The 17251-nt window shown below is 59.8% G+C and carries 21 protein-coding genes; 7 read left to right on the top strand and 14 right to left on the bottom strand.

Features of this window, described 5'->3' with window-relative positions; genetic code table 11:
• Positions 1-91 precede the first annotated feature (91 nt).
• Positions 92-1036: an alcohol dehydrogenase catalytic domain-containing protein gene (locus G3T36_RS18230; RefSeq protein ID WP_163291283.1), complete on the bottom strand. Its 945-nt coding sequence runs from the start codon at positions 1034-1036 to the stop codon at positions 92-94.
• 558 nt (positions 1037-1594) lie between these two features.
• On the opposite strand from G3T36_RS18230, the gene G3T36_RS18225 reads away from it, so the two are divergent.
• The 3 genes from G3T36_RS18225 (at position 1595) to tal (ending at position 4292) form a co-directional block, all read left to right on the top strand.
• Positions 1595-2404 carry an SDR family NAD(P)-dependent oxidoreductase gene (locus G3T36_RS18225; protein WP_338031634.1) on the top strand — a complete coding sequence of 270 codons (810 nt, stop codon included), beginning with the start codon at positions 1595-1597 and terminating at the stop codon, positions 2402-2404.
• A 140-nt stretch (positions 2405-2544) separates the two neighbouring features.
• Positions 2545-2940 carry a thioredoxin family protein gene (locus G3T36_RS18220; protein ID WP_163291282.1) on the top strand — a complete coding sequence of 132 codons (396 nt, stop codon included), beginning with the start codon at positions 2545-2547 and terminating at the stop codon, positions 2938-2940.
• A 182-nt stretch (positions 2941-3122) separates the two neighbouring features.
• Positions 3123-4292: a transaldolase gene (gene tal / locus G3T36_RS18215; RefSeq protein ID WP_163291281.1), complete on the top strand. Its 1170-nt coding sequence runs from the start codon at positions 3123-3125 to the stop codon at positions 4290-4292.
• Between the two features lie 17 nt (positions 4293-4309).
• Here the strand turns inward: tal and sigJ are convergent, their stop codons facing one another.
• The 4 genes from sigJ to G3T36_RS18195 all read right to left on the bottom strand — a co-directional run bounded on the left by sigJ (position 4310) and on the right by G3T36_RS18195 (position 7699).
• Positions 4310-5248, bottom strand: coding sequence for an RNA polymerase sigma factor SigJ (gene sigJ / locus G3T36_RS18210; protein WP_338031633.1), 939 nt, complete (start codon positions 5246-5248; stop codon positions 4310-4312).
• Between the two features lie 54 nt (positions 5249-5302).
• Complete coding sequence (locus G3T36_RS18205; protein WP_163291280.1) at positions 5303-6658, bottom strand: MFS transporter; 1356 nt, start codon at positions 6656-6658, stop codon at positions 5303-5305.
• Positions 6558-6938 carry a nuclear transport factor 2 family protein gene (locus G3T36_RS18200; protein ID WP_163291279.1) on the bottom strand — a complete coding sequence of 127 codons (381 nt, stop codon included), beginning with the start codon at positions 6936-6938 and terminating at the stop codon, positions 6558-6560. Before G3T36_RS18200 ends, G3T36_RS18205 begins: the two co-directional genes overlap by 101 nt.
• A gap of 245 nt (positions 6939-7183) precedes the next feature.
• Positions 7184-7699: a hypothetical protein gene (locus G3T36_RS18195; RefSeq protein ID WP_163291278.1), complete on the bottom strand. Its 516-nt coding sequence runs from the start codon at positions 7697-7699 to the stop codon at positions 7184-7186.
• Positions 7700-7979: 280 nt separating this feature from the next.
• On the opposite strand from G3T36_RS18195, the gene G3T36_RS20195 reads away from it, so the two are divergent.
• Positions 7980-8189 (top strand): thioredoxin family protein, encoded by a 210-nt coding sequence (locus G3T36_RS20195; protein WP_338031649.1) that lies wholly within the window; start codon positions 7980-7982, stop codon positions 8187-8189.
• A complete protein-coding gene (locus tag G3T36_RS18190; RefSeq protein ID WP_338031648.1) occupies positions 8128-8433 on the top strand; it encodes a thioredoxin domain-containing protein in 306 nt (101 codons plus the stop codon). Before G3T36_RS20195 ends, G3T36_RS18190 begins: the two co-directional genes overlap by 62 nt.
• Positions 8434-8515: 82 nt before the next feature.
• Here the strand turns inward: G3T36_RS18190 and G3T36_RS18185 are convergent, their stop codons facing one another.
• Positions 8516-9160 carry a TetR/AcrR family transcriptional regulator gene (locus G3T36_RS18185; protein ID WP_338031632.1) on the bottom strand — a complete coding sequence of 215 codons (645 nt, stop codon included), beginning with the start codon at positions 9158-9160 and terminating at the stop codon, positions 8516-8518.
• Positions 9161-9896: 736 nt separating this feature from the next.
• Between G3T36_RS18185 and G3T36_RS18180 the strand changes: the two genes are divergently transcribed.
• Both G3T36_RS18180 and G3T36_RS18175 read left to right on the top strand, forming a co-directional pair.
• The gene (locus G3T36_RS18180; RefSeq protein ID WP_205245088.1) at positions 9897-10502 is read left to right on the top strand and encodes a sigma-70 family RNA polymerase sigma factor; all 606 of its coding nucleotides are present in this window, start codon (positions 9897-9899) and stop codon (positions 10500-10502) included.
• Positions 10503-10860: 358 nt separating this feature from the next.
• Positions 10861-11313 carry a GNAT family N-acetyltransferase gene (locus tag G3T36_RS18175; protein ID WP_163291277.1) on the top strand — a complete coding sequence of 151 codons (453 nt, stop codon included), beginning with the start codon at positions 10861-10863 and terminating at the stop codon, positions 11311-11313.
• A gap of 338 nt (positions 11314-11651) precedes the next feature.
• Here G3T36_RS18175 and G3T36_RS18170 read toward each other — a convergent pair whose 3' ends face one another.
• From G3T36_RS18170 to msrB, 8 genes are all read right to left on the bottom strand, one after another.
• Complete coding sequence (locus G3T36_RS18170) at positions 11652-12074, bottom strand: RidA family protein (protein ID WP_163291276.1); 423 nt, start codon at positions 12072-12074, stop codon at positions 11652-11654.
• Positions 12075-12235: 161 nt separating this feature from the next.
• Positions 12236-12592 (bottom strand): hypothetical protein, encoded by a 357-nt coding sequence (locus tag G3T36_RS18165; RefSeq protein WP_163291275.1) that lies wholly within the window; start codon positions 12590-12592, stop codon positions 12236-12238.
• Positions 12593-12687: 95 nt separating this feature from the next.
• The gene (locus tag G3T36_RS18160; RefSeq protein ID WP_163291274.1) at positions 12688-14580 is read right to left on the bottom strand and encodes a transketolase; all 1893 of its coding nucleotides are present in this window, start codon (positions 14578-14580) and stop codon (positions 12688-12690) included.
• Between the two features lie 68 nt (positions 14581-14648).
• On the bottom strand, positions 14649-14909 hold the full coding sequence (locus tag G3T36_RS19890) for a DUF6510 family protein (protein ID WP_240148645.1): 261 nt from the start codon (positions 14907-14909) through the stop codon (positions 14649-14651).
• A complete protein-coding gene (locus G3T36_RS18155) occupies positions 14906-15628 on the bottom strand; it encodes an FAD-binding oxidoreductase (protein ID WP_338031631.1) in 723 nt (240 codons plus the stop codon). Before G3T36_RS18155 ends, G3T36_RS19890 begins: the two co-directional genes overlap by 4 nt.
• Positions 15625-16218, bottom strand: coding sequence for a molybdopterin-dependent oxidoreductase (locus tag G3T36_RS18150; RefSeq protein ID WP_163291272.1), 594 nt, complete (start codon positions 16216-16218; stop codon positions 15625-15627). The genes G3T36_RS18155 and G3T36_RS18150 overlap by 4 nt, the downstream gene beginning before the upstream one ends.
• A gap of 33 nt (positions 16219-16251) precedes the next feature.
• Entirely contained in the window at positions 16252-16764 is a 513-nt protein-coding gene (gene msrA / locus G3T36_RS18145; protein WP_163291271.1) for a peptide-methionine (S)-S-oxide reductase MsrA, read from the bottom strand.
• Positions 16761-17222, bottom strand: a complete 462-nt coding sequence (gene msrB / locus G3T36_RS18140) for a peptide-methionine (R)-S-oxide reductase MsrB (protein ID WP_163291270.1) — start codon at positions 17220-17222, stop codon at positions 16761-16763. Before msrB ends, msrA begins: the two co-directional genes overlap by 4 nt.
• Between the last annotated feature and the right edge of the window lie 29 nt (positions 17223-17251).

Raw genomic sequence — 17251 nt, 5'->3', positions numbered from 1 at the left:
CGCTGAGTACCAGTGGGCCGGGAGCGCCCGCGTTTCGCAGGCACTCTCGGCAGGTCGAATACGGGTGAGGTTCAGACCACTGGTTGCGGCTCTACACCGCAGTACGCTTCGATTCGGTGGGTGTGCCGAAATTGATGACGTACTTGACGCCTCGTGAGCCCCCGGTCGCAACGATCGCTTCGGTTGCCGGCCCCTGGTCGGCAGTTACCGTGGCTACATCGAGGCTGAGCTCTCCTGCGGCGGCGAGCTTCGCAAGCCGCTCCAGATCGGCGCCGTCAGGGACGATGTAGAGGTTGTTGGCGGTGATCCCGCGAGTCGGCTCCGGCGCGTCGGACGTCAGGGAGGTCAGTCGCCCTCCGTCATCGATGAGTTTCATTGCCTCCTCAGAAACGCCGTCAGCGGCGATAAGCACCGCGTCGAAGCGACGGCTGGTCGACTGCGCCCAGTTCTCGGCGTGAGAGTCGATAAGGTCGACAGCGCCCAGCTTCCGGAGACGATCGCTGTGACGGGGGCTCGCCGCGGCGACCACCTCAGCGCTGGCAAGGACGCCGAGCCGGATCGCCATTACGGCGGTGGGGCCGGAACCGACAACAAGCAGGCGCGTCCCCGCACCGACCTGAAGCTCTTTGAGCGACTGACTCGCAGTTAGAGCCGCAACCGGCAGGGCAGCAGCGATTTCAGGGCTCAAGCCCGGCGGCAGCAGGGCTGCGCTCGAGGCATGAACGAGGACCTGCTCGGCCCAGAAACCACTTCCTCCGGGCAGCGGAGTGTCGTGCACGACGACCACGTCACCCACATTGAACCCTTCGACCCCCGCACCGATCGCGATGATGCGGCCGACGCCTTCGACACCGAGCGCAGCCGGCGGCTTCAGCTCGACATCCCAGCCGTCGGTGATGTGTAGCAACGCGTCCCACGGACCGATGCCGGCAGTGATCGTCTCGAGCAAAAGCTCACCGGTCTCCGGCTGCCGAGGTGTGGGTAGGTCGAGGACCTCGACTGCCCCGTCTACCGTTTGGGCTCCGATCCCGATCATGATGTTTCTCCTATTCTTCGACACAACGCTGGGGCGGCTGCCCTCACTTCTTCCACCCGCGGGAGCCTTCTCGACTCCGCGTGCTTACTGTCATAGAACAAGTGTTCCTCGAACGACGTGCGACGAATAGCCCGATTTGTGTCATTCTTTAGCCCTAAAGTTGCAGAAGCACCTGGTGCGTATCAGCTCGGCGGCCAATTCGCTGCCAGGCTCGTCGTGCCGGATTGACTCGCAAGCCGTCGATGCTTACCCCACACGGTGGCCGCTGTCACGTACCCGTTAGCTTCGGGTCGAGGATCGCCGCGGACGAAGTCGTGGCCGACGAGGGATCCGCTATGCTCCTCGAGAACTTCGATGAAGTCGATGATCACCGGGCTGTCAGCAAACAGCGAATCCTCGTCAACCTCGGCGACGCGAATACTTCTCCCCGCTGACCTCGCGCTTCTCTCACGCGACACCAGAACAGCGACTCGATGTCTCACGGCGGCGACCGAACAGCTTCGTTGACGGTTTCTCGCTCTGTACTCGATATTACATTTTGAGGGCGATAGGAATGCTGTGCGGCAAGCGTTCGCAGTCAGACGGAAGGTGATTTGCATGGCAACAGGCTTTGAAGGCAAGAAGATGGTGGTACTCGGGGGCACTAGTGGAATCGGGTTTCAGACCGCGACGGACGTTGTTGCGGCGGGCGGCAGTGCCGTGATCATTGGCCGCCCGGGACAGAAACTCGATGACGCCGTGGCGAGCCTGTCGCGCTCGGGCAGCGTGTGGCCGATCTCGGCTGACCTGACCGACTGGGACCAGGTCCTCGAGGCGCAGAAGGAGTTGGCACAGAGTCATTCCGATGCCACCCTCCTCGTCAACTCGGCGGGGCTGGTACGGCTCAAGCCCTTCCTCGACCACGAGGTGACGGACTACGACTCGTATCATGACCTCAACAGGGCGACTTTCTTCCTTACTCAGACGGTCGTCAAGGGTATGGTCGCGGGCGGGAAGGGTGGCGCCATCGTCAATGTTGGCGCGATGTGGGCGTATCAAGCACTCGCCGCGACGCCTTCGTCGGCATTCTCGATGGCCAAGGCCGGCCTGCACGCCCTCACGCACAATCTTGCGATCGAGCTCGCCCACGAGGGCATCCGCGTGAACGCGGTGGCGCCTGCCGTCACCAACACACCCCATTTCGACTGGATCCCCGTCGAACAGCGTGAGGCAGTGCTACAGCAGATGGCCGGCCTGCACCCGCTGGGCCGAGTCGGCACCCCACAGGACGTGGCCGCCGCGATCACTTTCCTCCTCTCTCGTGCGTCGAGTTGGACCACCGGCGCCATCTTCAACATCGACGGCGGTGTCATGGCCGGCCGCAACTGATCGAGTCGCTCCAAGGAAGCCAACGTTCGGCATTGACACCGCCGTTCGCGCGACCGCATTCTGCTCGCAACGAAGTGAACAAACCATCCCACGGCCGCTAGCCCCGCTGCGACCTTGGGCTACCCACGAAAGGTTAACCAATGGCAACGATCGAAGTCACCGAATCCAATCTCCAGGAACAAATCGATAAAGGAGGGATACTTCTTCTCGATTTCTGGGCAACGTGGTGCGGGCCGTGTACATCCTTTGCTCCCATTTACGAGTCCGCATCGGAGATGAATCCGGACATCATTTTTGGGAAGGTGGATACCGAGGCAGCACCCGGACTTGCAGAAGCTGCCGGAATTAGCGCTATCCCCACTCTGATGGCGTTCCGCGACGGAACCTTGGTCTTCGCGCAAGCAGGAGCACTGCCCAAACCCGCGCTCGATCAAGTGATCGAGAAAGTTCGAGCGCTCGACATGGAGAAGGTGAAAGCGGAAATGTCCGCTCACCCCGATCACGCTGCCCACTCATCGGGTTCCGACAACACGTGAGCCTGCGCTCTCCCTACCGGCGACCATCCATTCGTTGTGGCTTCTCTTTGACAGTCCTCGGACAGGTGCGTCGCCGGGAACCGGGCTGGGCGTGAATGAGGAGCGCGAGCACTCGGCCTCTAGAGGCACGTCGTGAAGCGTGGCGGCCTCAGTTACAGACAAGAACTGAGAGGTGGTAAAGCATGGACCAGTCAGAGCACCTGCTGAAACACGCAGGTGAAAAGGTTCACGCGTCGAGCCCGTCAACCACAGCTTTGCTGAGCCAAGCGGGGGTGAGTGTATGGCTGGATGGGATCTCTCGCGAACAACTCGCATCTGGAACACTTCACACTCTGATCGCCACACGCGGGGTTGTGGGTGTCACGACGAATTTGTCGACGTTCGCCTCGGCGGTCGCGGGGAGAACCTCATACGAAACGCAATTGCGAACCCTGTCCGATCACGGGTCAACAGTGGCGGAAGCCATCGACTCGCTTATTTCAAGCGATGTCGTCAACGCGGCAGCGGCGTTAGAACCGATTTTTCAGAGAACGCAGGGACTTGACGGCCGAGTATCAATCGGAGTTGACCCAACCTTTGCGAACCAAGCGCATCTGACTCTTGAACGGGCCAGCTATCTGTGGACGACCTTGAACCGACCGAACGTCATGATCGAGATTCCGGCTACAGCGGAAGGTATCGAGGCGATCGCGGATGCGACCGCTTCGGGGATCAGTGTCAACGTCACCCTTCTGTTCAGTATCGACATTTATCGTCTGGTGATTCGGGCGTATCTGTCCGGCCTCGCGCGTGCGCAGCTGGCTGGGCACGACTTGACGACCATTCACTCGGTGGCTTCCTTCTCTGTTTCTCTCGTCGATACCGAAATCGATGGTCGGCTCGGGGACACGGACGCGCCTGACGCAGCTGAGCTGCGCGGCACGGTTGGCACCGCTAACGCGCGCCTGGCGTACCGCGTTTTCCAGGAAGAGTTTTCGAGCCCTCGCGCGCAGAGCCTTCTCACACGTGGTGCTCGCGTCCAGCGTCTGCTTTGGACGTCCACCGGAGTCCAGAGCCCAGACGTGCCGGACACGTTCTATGTGGGCGAGCTCATCGCCCCTGGAGTCGTCATCTCCATGCAGCCCACAACTTTGGAGGCGTTCGCCGATCACGGTGTTGTGTCCAGGAACGCGCTTTCCGACCATTACGACGAAGCGGTCGATACCTTCGAGCGTTTGCACGCAGCTGGTATTTCGTACGAAAAGGTGACCGACAAGCTCCTATCTGAAGGAGTCAAAAGGTCCGAGGCGTCATGGCGGCGACTCAACAATGTGGTCTCCGAAGCACTCCGTCAGTCGCCAGAAGACAGCTGACCGCTCGATCGAACCTGTCAAACACTCCGAGGCTTGATCTCATTGTCGGCGGACTGCCAGGTCGTCAGTTTGTTGGGGTTCCATTGAATCCACACGTGGGCCACTGAGCCGACTTCCACCCCAAGGTTTAGAACACCTCCGACACCGTTGCCGTCGACGAGGAGGATAACCGTACGGTTCCCGGACTGGCTCAGCGTGAGTTTGACATCGGGACGGCGCCGCATCACGCCGAGGAAGAATCTCGCAACATTTCGGGCTCCGTGGATCGGTTTGAGCGCTGCGCGGACGACTCCGCCGCCGTCGGAGAGGAGCGCTGCCTCTGGGGCTAGAAGGGTCATGAGTTCGTTCACGTCACCGCCTTCAGCCGCCGTACGAAACGCCCGGACGACCCGGTCATGTTCCTGCGAGGAAACTTCGTTCCGACGGTAGCCTTCGACTCGCCGACGCCCCGTAGCTGCGAGCTGACGCGCGGCAACCTGACTCCTGCCCGTCATCTCGGCAACCTCGTGAAATGAAAAGTCGAAGACATCGTGCAATACGAACGCGACACGCTCGGCGGGTGTCATCCTCTCAAGGACGATGAGCATCGCGGTACTGACCGATTCTGCGATGGATGCGCTGAGCTCGGGGTCGGTGCTGCCAACGACTGAGCTGTTCTCCGGCAATGGTTCTGGGAGCCAGGGGCCGATATAGGTCTCACGACGGACTCGGGCGGAACCGAGGATATCCAAACAGATTCGCGACAGGGTCGTCATCAGCCATCCGGCGGGATTTCGAACACGCTGACGCCGCTCAGCGTCCATGCGGTACCAGCGGAGAAACGCCTCCTGCACCGCGTCCTCGGCAGCGTCGACGGTGCCCAGCATGCGAAATGCGACGGCCATGTATTGAGCACGCGCCTCATCCGCGATCCGGTCAAACCGTTCAGGAGCGTCGTGTTCGACCAGTTTTGACACTCGAGGTCACTACTCCCTTCTATATACGGGTCGTCGGGGTGGAGGTCCATATCCTCAGTCGCTCTGACTGACGGTCTCAGTAACAGTGTGCGGGTTGCGCGCTCCGAAGAGGGTATAGATGGTCGCAAGGAGAGCGAACACGCCATAGCCGAGGACGATCTGCGGGAGCGAGAAGACGTTGGTGAGTTGGCCGGCAATGAACGCTGGGATTGTTGCGCCGCTGTAGCTGATGAGGTAGATCACGCTGAACGTTGCAGCCCGGTCGGTGACTGTGCTGCCGTAGAGCAGGCCGCGCGTTGCGGCGCTGATGGCGATTCCTTGGGCGGCGCCGGCGACGATGGTTGAGACTACAAATAGGAGCAGCGTGCCTGTGGCGACCGCAGTAATGATGCCTGCCGCGCCAACCAGGAAGGCGCCCATTCCTACCCGTTGCGCGGTTGCGGGTGTGAAGCGACTGCCGAACGGAGCCGCGATAGCGCTCGGGCCCATGTACGCGGCGAACACAAGCCCGAGGATGAGCGGGCTGGCAGTGTGAAGCTGATTCTCAACGAGCGCGGGCACGAACGCTTGGTAGAACGCACCGATGGACCACGTAGCGAGGAGGACAGCTGCCGCTACAGGAATGAGGTGTCTGACTCTGACCGGTACGTGGATGCTGGGACGCATTGATCGCCGCGCCCCCCTCCGTCGCGCCACAGTCTCTGGGCTGAATGCGATCAGCACGACAGCTGTGAGGAGGAGGCCGATTACGACGAGGTAGGCGAGCTGACGCGGCCAGGGTGCGAGCTGAATCAGAGCGCCGGACGAGACGGCACCCACCGCGAGCCCGAACATGACCGTCTGGCTGGACGCGACCGAAGCAAGCCACGCTGGCCTGGCGGGTGCAGCGTCAACGATGTAGGAGGTGAGACTACTGCTTGCCAATCCGGCGCCCACCCCCAACAGAAGCCGGCCGGCGACGAGCGTACCGATCTCGTGCACGTTCAGCAGCAGCACGCATCCAGACAAAAGGAGGGTGAGGCTGGCAATCGAGACCGGACGGCGACCTAAATGGTTTGACAGTCGTCCGAGCACAAGCAGCGTTGTGAGCGTCGCCGCGGAGTAGACGACAACAGCGACCGAGATTCCTGCGTTGGTAAACCCGTCCTCGGCTCGGTACACGTTGAAGAGCGGGACCGTCGATCCGACCGCCGCGAACGCAGCGACCAACGCAATTACGGCGGATACGAAGGCAAAGCGAATCCTACGAGGCTGGCCCGGCTCATCGACCGCTAACGCGGTGTCGGATGTTGCGCTGAGTGACGACAGGTCAGGCCCCCGGTGCAATCGCGCATGCCGAGATGCAGACCCACTTGCCCTCACGCTTTTGATACGCGTCGGTGTACAAGGCTTCCTGCGACGATCCGCCATCGATCAACGTGTAGCGTGCGCGGCCGTGGATAAGTGCGATGTCATCGAATAGGCGGATCCTGGACTCGACTAGAGCGAGGTCCTTGAACGGGCGCGGCTGCGCGATGTACTCCAGATACTCGTCGCGATTACGGGTGACGCCCGGAGTCTGCACGACGAAATCATCGGCGAGGAGTTCGCGGAAGCGCGCAGCGTCGCTGTGCTGGTCGGCCTCGTTGTAGTCGAGGTTGAGCTGCTCGAGGATTGCCAAATCCTCTGCCGACTGATTCGTGTCGTTCATTTCCTGCCTTCGCATTATATGGACTATTTCGTCCATTTTAGCACGGTACCGGAACGTAACCTGCGGACTCCCAAGCGCGCTGGTACGACGAACAGATCGATAGCGGCAGATGGGGGAACGCTTCCGGGGTCGGATCATCGGCGACTCGTTTCGCCAAGACGTTGTCAGTGATAATCCGACACCCGGCCACGGCGGCCCCGCCCCTGGAAGTTCGGCTCCCGCCAAAGCCACTTCACCGAATGACGTTATCCCTGTAGGTCGTCCAGCCTGCCGATCAGCCACTCTGAACGCAACGTAGACGCCAATGCCCGCGTTTCAGGGTCACCCCACGTTTCGGGTCGCTGACTCTCCTCGAGGGTCATGACAACGGCACCGAAGACTGCGAGCGCCGCTTGTACCTCCGCGGCTCCGATCGGGGTTTCGTCTGTGTGCCCGTCCGCAATCACATCGAGTGCAACACTTCCGGCGGCCGCCAACGCAATAACTTGACCACGGTCAACGGCTCCGATCTCGTCCACCGCCGACGCAATTGACTCAAGGACATAGACCACCTCGGAATCCTCACCCACGTAGCGCATCGTCGAGTGCCATTGGTTCGACCGCCAATACAAATGCCTTGGGTGACCACCCGGTAGAGCAACCTGAAGCGACCACTCCCACGGCGGTTCGGCGCTGCGAACAATCACAAATTCGGCACCGGGCAACTGCTGCTTCACACGGGAGCGCACGGCATCGAGGACACCATATTCATCGCTTAGCATCGCTTGCCTCGATCAATTCGCTGGCGGTCGGTAAAGCTCACGAAAGGCTAGCTTGAACTATTCGGTGTAGAACATCCAAGCCAACCCAGCATGCTGGTGAGGTCCTGCTGCGTCAATTGGATCCGCCTGTCTCCTGCGAAATCGTGTCCTCCTCCGGGCGGTCGGGGTCAGCTCCCTGCCGAAGCGTTCCAGCCATCGAGAAGATCGACTTTGTCGGTAAGACATCCCGAATCGTTGACGCTGATGAGTGCGAGTTCAGATCAGCCGTGCGGCGAATCCTATGGTTCCATTTCTATCTTCCGCGCTGATCGCCGCACATCACGCTGGAAATATCCACGCGTCTGAGAAGGGAAGCATTATGGGAACGATCGAGCTCACCGACGACAACTTTCAGAGCACCATCAAGGAAAACGACATCGTCCTCGTCGATTTCTGGGCTACGTGGTGCCGGCCCTCAGTTCGCGCCAATCTTCGAGCAGTCCGCTTATGACAACCCCGATATTGTCCACGGCAAGCTCGATACCGAAGCGGATTACCGCGTGGCGACCGCTGCAGGCATCACGGCGATTCCGACTCTGATGGCATTCCGCGACGGCGTGCTCGTTCTCAACCAGGCCGGAGCCCTCCCTGCTACAGCTCTCGCTGAGGTAATTGAGAAGGTCAGGAACGTCGACATCGAGCAGATTCGGAAGCATGCGGCGGAGCACACCGATCAGATGGCGACGCAGAACTGATCCAAATCGAATGTCTTGCCTGGCCGGGCCCCATGGTCAGATGACATTGCATCCGCCTACATTTCCGGCGTTGAACTGATGCTTACACTGCTTCAACTTGTTCGCGCGACAACAGCCGAAGATATGAAATCGCCATATCGATTGAGGATGCCATCAGCGTCACGTCACGCGCCGTTTGCGCCAAGAGGTATCCGCCTTGGACTGCCGCTACGAACCCCGTCGCGAGCTGCATGATGTCAGCATCCTGCGGGATGAGGCCTTCCTGCTGAAATCTTCGGAGCACGCCCTCGAAGAGCTGCTGCCAAGCGGTGAACAGGTCCTGGAGTTTAAGTCTTGCAATCGCGTCTTGATCAGAGACTTCGTTCGCAAGAGACCCCAAAGAACATCCATACCGACCCTCGTGCAGCGCGTTATTCTCGATGATCGCATCTCGCCAACGTTGCAAACCGGCGAAGGTTCGCACTTTCTCAAGGCGATCTCGCTCGCCAGCGATCTTTCGGTCACCCACATACTCGATCACGGCTCGCACTAGGGCCGACTTATCTTCGAAGTGCCGATATAGCTGTGACTTACTGACATTGCTCGCCAAGACGACGTCGTCCAGAGTCGTGCCTCCAACTCCTTGGACGCGAATCAAGTCGGCGGCGGCCTCAACAATCTTTGATCGCGTCTTTGCGCCGCGCGCCGTCAAGCGCCTCTTGGCTTCTTTCGTCGAGCTTTCCTCCACACTGCTATCGTACGACCGAGATTGGCCATAAGGACGGAAGTGTCCCAGACCCGTGACCACGGTTGGTGAGCTCGAGCATCTGTGCGGCGGCGAGGACAGCCTTCCCCACTGTGCCGTTCGGACTGGGTAGTCCACTTTTCAATTAGCGCTTACAGGTCATCCTACGCATCCGGTGCGCCTCCCCCACGCCTGACCCTATGATCTCTGCACATGTCATCGGAGTCGCTTGGTCGATTGTCCGGTTGTCGAACGCGGCCAAGCCCTCTATTCTGGACTATATAGTCCCGTTATCTCACTGCGTAGGTCGATGAACGCTTTGAGCGCGCGACGCCAAAAGTGTCTCCGACAGAAACCCCACATGGGAGCGAAACAACTATGCAACCAGGCGATTCGACGCACACAGAGCCTTACGACAGGCATGCGGAACTCGGGTGCATCCTGCGAGGGACCAGATCGCGAATTGGTTTCCCCTCATGACCGTCCGGTTGGTGGAAATTGCGGGGTGACAGCGAGGACGCGCTTATCCGGACTTCCGATGACCGCTGTCCTGCGCCTCGAAAGTCGCCACTCATGACCGTTTCAGGTTGTCGAACCCGAGTGATCCCGCGCTGTATTCACATGCAAGAGACGAGAATGACGTTCTGCTATGCGCGGTCGACCATCGCACTGTGAATCGGCACGCGAATTGGATATGCGACGGCGAGGGGCTGAAAAAGTCTTCGAATCAGGCATAGTCGTGGTTGATGCGGAATCCGCGTCGTGGCTCAATCCGCTTGGCGACACTGGAGTTAGGCGATATGTGGCGCTGGCCCGATTGCACGAGATGCTGTTGAGGGTGGCCAGGTATGAGGCATATCAACGTGGACCAGTTGTTCGGATCAGCGGACCGGAACTCGACGATATCGCCGTTCAAGCCGCCGACGATGCGATGGTCGCGTTGCTCTCAAAGCTCGCTACTTTCCGGGGGGAAAGCCGGTTCACCAGCTGGGCATACCGTTTCGTCGTGCTGGAGGTGAAAAACAAGATCGGCCGCAACGTCTGGCGATCGCGATTAGATGCTCTAGATACTGAGGAATGGGACCGCCTCCCAGCAGACCGAGCTATCGACCCGCTAAGTCAGGCAATCCAACGAGAGCTAATCTCGGCCGTCCGGCGAGCAGTTGACGAAACGCTAACCGAGCATCAGCGCCGCGTCTTCGTCGCGATCGTTGTCCACGGCACCCCGCTAGACACGGTGGTTTCCGAGTCAGGATCGAACCGCAATGCCATCTACAAGACGGTGTTTGACGCCCGCCGAAAGATCCGGGCTTTCTTGACCGTTAACGGCTACCTAGAGGGTTAGGGACACCTGTGCCCGCTCCCACAAGAGCGCTAAGGGCCGCGTCGAATCGCGATCTCGAAGCCCTGCGCAGGGTGAACGTTTGTGGACGACGCTCAGTTCGAGCTGGGTGGTCCACTGCGCTACAAGCCGCGGCACAACTCATCCTGCGGTGCCCACAACCTCTTTGCTTGAGCGGGCTCCCAGCAAAACCGCCCATCGTCGACAGAACACGAAGGGCACCGATTTGCCGGATCACTCCAGCGTGTAAGCGCAAACTGACAACCCGCGATCGATCTTGAAAGCCTACGATCGCGGGAGGATGACCCGGCCCCCGAACGAGAACTCCCCCTCAAAACCCCAACCGAAAGGACACCCCACCATGACCGCAGCTTTCGTACCCGCTCGCTACGAATTCGAGTACCCCGATACAGCCGGCTACCCAGACGGGACAGGTGCACTGAGCCAGGACCAGAAGATCCTGATTGACGAAGTCCTCGATATGGACGTCAAGCCAGAGTTCGACTTCGGGCTTGTCGACGATGTAGAGCATGGCGTCTACGTGGCATTCGTCGGCGATACGGAGATCGGCGGGATCACATATTCATTGCTCGGAACCCGAGTTGTTCTCCTGGCCGCGTCCGTGTACCCGGAGTACCGTCATCAGGGTGTTGCAACCGAAATGATCCGCCGTATTCTCGAAATCATTCGGTCGCAGAACAGAACCGTGACGATCATCTGCCCGATCGTCAGGACCTTCATCGACAGCCACCCTCAGTATGAAGACCTTGTTGACGTCGCTCACCCCGGGGTGAAGCACGTAGAGAAGCAGTAAACCTCATCTGGCAGTCTCGAGCCGCGGAGCAGCCTTGCGCCCCCGTTCAAGTTCACGATCAGTGCACACTCGATAGAACAACTACTTCTTGAGCAGACTCCCCAGAATGCAACCTCCGTCGGGAGCTGCAAACAACCAGCTTTCGTGGAATCCGTCGTTCACCGCAGACGTGCTCCCGATCGTTCAGGAGACCGTCGCGGTGGTGCGTAGCTGAGCTGTATCACGGCTACACAAACAGGACCGCAACCCGGTGACCCTTCTGCTCGCGCCAATGGGCACCGGGTTACAGACCGCCGAATGCAATTTCGACTTGTACGGCAGGGAGACGGTCATCAAGTTCATGGCTCGCGAATGGGTCGTGCGGCTACGACCTCGAGCACAAGGAGAAACTCCGGGCGCAGTAGCGCCTTAACAACGCCGAGCATCATCCCCGGCCGGTGGTTCAGGTACCGGGAGCGGACAGCCAAGTAACCGTCGACGTCTGACTCGTTGGTCAGCCACTGGCGGATGAACACGATGTTGCCCACTGTGGCGTCTGCCGCTTCCAGAATCCTGACGACGTTTTCCCAGGCTTGTTCGGACTGCCCGGTGATGTCAGCGGGCAATTCGCCATCCTGATCGATGCCTGGCGTGCCCGAAACGAGAATCTGCTCGTAGTCGGCGGGGATCACGATCGCGTCCGCGTAAGGGCCGACCTTACTAACTATTCCCTGGTCAATTGTTTGCAGATTCATCTTCTTCTCTCGTAATTGCAACTTCATGGTTGATTGCTGGACGGATGTAGTGCCTGAGGCGGGATGCATGAATGGAGCATTTCCTGCCCTATATTGAGGTTCTTAATCGCTCCTACCGGGATCAAAAAATCTCGAGTACAGCGGTTGTGGGGCTTCAACCGCGCCTGAGTGTTTCCACTGCAAACGGGTCAGGCTGTCTCGGGGGCTCCGGGTTGGATTCGCTCGAGGCGTTGTACATCCCAGTAGAGACACTCGACGAGGTCGTGGGCGGCGCAATGCGGTGCCTCATCCGCTTCAGAATGGGCCGCGAGTCTTGTGAATTCGGTCCGTGCTTTGTCGAGCAGTAACGCAAACTCTTCGTCGCGCACGATACATCCCTCGACTCCGAGCCACTCTCGGAGAAGCGTCTCGACATCTTCGTGGTACACCCTCGACTCTGCCCATACGCGTTGGACGATGCCGGCGATCTGGTCCGCTCTTGGTGCGGGGCCCGCCCCGTCCATCACGGGAAAGTGCTGTACTGGCTTTGGCTTCTTGTCTTTCATTGTGTTCCTCCTTTGGCGACGCTGATTCTTTTCCCGACATGCAGCTCACCTCTCGATACTCTTATCCTCGCCCCGGTGGGATCTGTTTGAGCCACTCAATGCCCGTCTACTAGTCGCTGCGCCGCCTGGCTGATCGCTTCGCGGTCGATGCCAGTTGCGGACAGCAGCTGCCTCGTGGTGCCGGAGCTGGGGATGTCGCGCACGGCCAGGTGTTCGATTCGCACCTTTGACTTTGTGCCTTCGGTGAGCGCTGTTAAAACGGCCTCGCCGAGGCCCCCTTCTGGGTGGTGGTCCTCCGCAACTACGATCCGGCCATAGGTCGAATCCACTGCCTTGCGGATGGTGGACCCATCAAACGGTCGGATCGAGTAGGCGTCGATCACCATTGCCCGAATACCCATCTCGGCGAGCAACTTCGATGCGGCGAGACATTCGTGAAGAGTGACGCCGGCGCCGACAAGAGTTACGTGGTCGTTGCTGCTTGATAAAGGGACCTTCGAGCCGCCTATTGGAAATGCCGTCCCCTGCTCATACAGCACCGGATATCCGCCCAGTGTGGTCCGTAGGTAAGACACCCCTGTACGGTTGGCCATTTGTTCCACTAACGCTTGGGTGCTGACCGCGTCGCTCGGGTAGAGAACCGTTGCGTCGTTGATTGATCGCATCATGGCAATGTCCTCGAGCGCCATCTGTGAGGGGCCGTCGGCGCCGACCTCGACGCCAGCGTGTGAGCCGACAAGCCGAATGCTCGCGCCAGAAATTCCGGCCATCCTGATGACGTCGTAAGCGCGGGTGAGGAAGGCAGCGGAAGTGGATGCAAACGGGATGAAGTTGCGGACGCTCAGACCCGTCGCGGTCGCCACGAGTTGTTGCTCGGCGAAACCCAGCTCAAAGGAGCGTTTTGAAAATGTCGCGGCGAACTTGTGGTCGAAAGTCGGATGGGCGACCTCGGCGTCAAGAAGGACGACGTTGGCTCGGCGTCCAGCGAGATCTAACAGCGCGTCTTGGTACGCCGATTGCGTGGAAATCTGTGCGTCGGATGTATAGGTGAGAGCCGGAGCGTCGTCGTCAAGTTCGGTGTCTTGGATGACAGAGGCGGCACGCTGCGTGGGTTTGGGCCCACGGACCATTAAGTGCCTCTCCCCGCCGAGCTCACGAATCGCCTGGCGGGAGGTGCCCGGTGGGAGGGGATTGCCCTGCGAGTCGTCTAGTTCTAAGAGAGACGACCCGCGGCCTTTGATTGTCTGCGCGAGGATCACGATCGGCTTACTCTCAAAGCCTCCGCAGGCGCGAGCGAGTGCCGCGTCGACTTCTTCAAGGTCGTGGCCGTTTACGCGGATGACGTGCGCGCCGAACGCCTCAAAACGCTTCGCGTAGGTTTCAAGGTCGAAGTCAAGGCCCTTGGAGTCGCGCTGGCTCGCCTGACTCGCGTCAACGATGGTGATGAGATTCGAAAGCTGATACCGCGAGGCCGTTTCCATTGCTTCCCAGACGGATCCCTCGGTCAGTTCGCTCTCACCACAGAGGACCCAGACACGGTATGCGAGGTTCTCCAGATGTTTGCCGGCGAGCGCTATTCCGACGGCTTCAGGGAGTCCCTGGCCGGGCGAGCCAGTGGCGAAGTCCACCCAGGGAAGAATTGGCATCGGATGCGCTTGGAGCCGGCTCCCGAAGCGGCGATAGTCCTGAACCAGTTCGTTGTCAGAGATGACCCCGACCGCCTTGTACATGGCGTATAGGAGCGGTGACGCCCCGGGTTTGGAGAATATCAAGTGATCGTTGTCTGGCGTACGGGTCGCGCGATCCCAGTCGTAACGGAAGTGGCGGCTGATCAGAATGGCGAGTAGGTCCGCGGCCGACATGCTCGGCAAAGGGTCGCCTGAGCCCGCACTCGTCGTGGACCGGATCGAATCCACGCGAAGCTGGGCAGCCAAGTCGGCGATGGTCTGGAGGTCAGGAATGAGAAGTGGGGGGTTTTCGGTCTTCATGGTTCTTTCGAGTGTCGTTCTTCGAACAGTTAGGGCTAGATGAGGTCGTTTGTCCGGGACGTTGTGCGTTAGTTGCCGACATCGATCCAGCGAAGTCCTTGCAAGGCAAGACGACGTCGCGGCGACCGCTCAACGAGGACGGCGAGCACTTCCCCGCAGGTTCTGCACCTTACGACGAAGCCCATCGGTGACCCGTAGACCATCGCTTGGGCCAGAACTGCGACGTCATCACAGTTCGCGCATTGACCGTTCATGGTTGTGACATCGAGCTCGAACACATCGCACAATGGACCCGCTAAGACATTTCCGTCGAGATGATCGCCGCTCATGTTCCACCGAACCTTTCTGTGCGAATAGACTCCGACGGATACCCGAGGTCTCCGAGAGCCTCCGCGACGGTTTCGACGAACTCGGTAGGCCCGCAGATGTAGACACGCGTGTCGCCCTCCGGGGGCAGCAGCGCTGCTTTTAGGTCAGAGTGCGTGAGTCGCCTGGGCTCCGCACCCCATCCCTGTGGCGCGACGCGTGTGTAGTGCCAGGTGACGTCGACATCCTCGTTGAGGAGTGCCAGTTCCTCGCGGTAGAACGCGTCGTTTGGGCCTCGGAGCGAATACAAGAGGTGCATCGGGATTGTGCTGCCTGTCAGCTTGTGTCGGCGGGCCATTGCGATAAAGGGGACCACGCCGGAACCGCCGGCAATCAGCTGGATAGGAACATGCAACTCTTCCGTCCATACGAACCATCCGCCGAGCGGGCCCCGGAGTTCTACCGAATCTCCTATCTCCAGGCCGTCGACGAGAAAGGGCGAGACTTCCCCGTCGGGAAGTTTGTCGATGGCCAGCTCGACGCGTGTCCCGGGGCCGGACGACGCGATCGAGTAGGAACGCACCGCTTGATATCCGTCAGGGGCGGTCAGCCGGACGTCAAGGTGTTGACCGGCTAGGTTGCCTCGCCAGTCGGGTACCTCAAAAGTGATGCTTCGTGCTTTGGGGTTCAGCGGAACGGCGTCGATCAGCGTTCCAACATGCCACGGTGTCAGACCGCTCACGAGTACCTTTCCTCGCGCCACGGATCGCCGTGAAGGTTGTAGCCGTACTGTTCCCAGAATCCGGGTTCGTCGTCCGCTTGCATAACAAGTCCGCGTACCCATTTGGCGCTCTTCCAGAAATACAGGTGGGGTACGAGCAGACGGGCCGGGCCCCCGTGTTCGGGCGTGAGGTCGTCGCCGTCGTATTCGAAAGCGACCCACGCTTTCCCGCCACGGATCTCGTTCAAGACGAGGTTTGTCGTGTACCCGCCATACGAGTGCGCCATCACGTATTTGTAGTCTGTTTCCACTCCCTCGAAGAGGGTGTCAAGAGACACCCCGCGCCAGTGGGTTCCGATCTTTGACCAGCTGGTGACGCAATGGATGTCGGTGCTTATTTCTTCGGCTGGGAGCGCGCGCAGCTCCGCCCAGTTCCAGGTGTGGGTTTTCCCGCTCTCGGTGCGGATGAAGAATTCCCATTCGTCAGTGCCAATTGAAGGGGTCGGCCCGGCCGAGAGAACAGGGAAATTCTGGGTCAAATGCTGTCCTGGCGGCAGGCTGTCGTCTGGTTCTGGACGATGGCCTGTGAAGCCTCGGCTGAAGACTGCCATGAGTTACCTCTCTTATGTGCTGAGTGAGCGTCGTCAGGCTGGTTGCCGGTCGCGTTCCGGAAGCTTCCAGTCGGGCCGCACATAGTGACAGGTGTATCCGGAGGGGTTGTTCTGGAGGTAGTCCTGGTGTTCAGGTTCGGCCTCCCAAAAGTCACCCGCGGGGACAACCTCGGTTACGACCTTGCCGGGCCAGAGACCCGATGCGTTCACGTCGTCAATCGTTTCGAGGGCGACCCGCTTTTGTTCCTCGGAGGTGTAGAAGATGGCGGAGCGATAGCTGCGGCCGACGTCGTTTCCCTGGCTGTTCGGTGTGGAAGGGTCGTGGATCTGGAAGAAGAACTCGAGCAGTTCACGGAAACTGATCACGTCATTGTTGAAGAGGATCTCAACGCTTTCGGCGTGGTCGCCGTGGTTTCGGTACGTCGCGTTGGGCGTGTCACCGCCGGAATACCCGGTTCGGGTGGTGATGACTCCAGGCTTAGACCGCAAGAGCTCCTGGGCACCCCAGAAGCATCCGCTCGCGAGGATGGCGTCTTCGGTACTCACTTTTCGGCTTCTTTCGTCGAGAACAGTGTCCGGAACTCCGCGAAACCATCTTCTTCAAGCTGGTCGACGGGGATGAACCGAAGGGCGGCGGAGTTGATGCAATAACGGAGACCCCCCTCATCGAACGGGCCGTCGTCGAAGACATGACCAAGGTGGCTATTGCCGTGCTTCGATCTGACTTCGGTTCGACGCATCCCGTAAGTAGAGTCCTCTTTCACAACGATGTTCTCCGGCGCAACCGGCACCGTGAAGCTCGGCCATCCGGAGCTGCTGTCGAATTTGTTGACGGAGGCGAAGAGGGGTTCGCCAGAGACGATGTCCACGTAGAGTCCCTCGTCATGGTTGTTCCAGTATTCATTTCGGAAGGCTGGCTCAGTCGCAGCCTCCTGGGTGACCTCGTACTGTTCAGGTGTGAGCTTGGCCACGGCTTCTGGTGTCTTGCTGTATTCGGGGGGCATGTCTTGCTCCTTAGTTTGATCAATTTCGT

Source organism: Leifsonia tongyongensis, assembly GCF_010686705.1.
In the GTDB taxonomy this organism is placed as follows: domain Bacteria; phylum Actinomycetota; class Actinomycetes; order Actinomycetales; family Microbacteriaceae; genus Diaminobutyricibacter; species Diaminobutyricibacter tongyongensis.
The sequence above is the reverse complement of the archived record's forward strand: the minus strand, read 5'-3'. Positions and strand labels throughout refer to the sequence as shown.

What these genes read in the sequence shown, in the direction of transcription:
- G3T36_RS18230 (WP_163291283.1), bottom strand. Translation starts at nt 1,036, where the DNA reads ATGATCGGGATCGGAGCCCAAACGGTAGACGGGGCAGTCGAGGTCCTC.
- G3T36_RS18220 (WP_163291282.1), top strand. Translation starts at nt 2,545, where the DNA reads ATGGCAACGATCGAAGTCACCGAATCCAATCTCCAGGAACAAATCGAT.
- tal (WP_163291281.1), top strand. Translation starts at nt 3,123, where the DNA reads ATGGACCAGTCAGAGCACCTGCTGAAACACGCAGGTGAAAAGGTTCAC.
- G3T36_RS18205 (WP_163291280.1), bottom strand. Translation starts at nt 6,658, where the DNA reads ATGGCGGATCGTCGCAGGAAGCCTTGTACACCGACGCGTATCAAAAGC.
- G3T36_RS18200 (WP_163291279.1), bottom strand. Translation starts at nt 6,938, where the DNA reads ATGAACGACACGAATCAGTCGGCAGAGGATTTGGCAATCCTCGAGCAG.
- G3T36_RS18195 (WP_163291278.1), bottom strand. Translation starts at nt 7,699, where the DNA reads ATGCTAAGCGATGAATATGGTGTCCTCGATGCCGTGCGCTCCCGTGTG.
- G3T36_RS20195 (WP_338031649.1), top strand. Translation starts at nt 7,980, where the DNA reads ATGGTTCCATTTCTATCTTCCGCGCTGATCGCCGCACATCACGCTGGA.
- G3T36_RS18175 (WP_163291277.1), top strand. Translation starts at nt 10,861, where the DNA reads ATGACCGCAGCTTTCGTACCCGCTCGCTACGAATTCGAGTACCCCGAT.
- G3T36_RS18170 (WP_163291276.1), bottom strand. Translation starts at nt 12,074, where the DNA reads ATGAAGTTGCAATTACGAGAGAAGAAGATGAATCTGCAAACAATTGAC.
- G3T36_RS18165 (WP_163291275.1), bottom strand. Translation starts at nt 12,592, where the DNA reads ATGAAAGACAAGAAGCCAAAGCCAGTACAGCACTTTCCCGTGATGGAC.
- G3T36_RS18160 (WP_163291274.1), bottom strand. Translation starts at nt 14,580, where the DNA reads ATGAAGACCGAAAACCCCCCACTTCTCATTCCTGACCTCCAGACCATC.
- G3T36_RS19890 (WP_240148645.1), bottom strand. Translation starts at nt 14,909, where the DNA reads ATGAGCGGCGATCATCTCGACGGAAATGTCTTAGCGGGTCCATTGTGC.
- G3T36_RS18150 (WP_163291272.1), bottom strand. Translation starts at nt 16,218, where the DNA reads ATGGCAGTCTTCAGCCGAGGCTTCACAGGCCATCGTCCAGAACCAGAC.
- msrB (WP_163291270.1), bottom strand. Translation starts at nt 17,222, where the DNA reads ATGCCCCCCGAATACAGCAAGACACCAGAAGCCGTGGCCAAGCTCACA.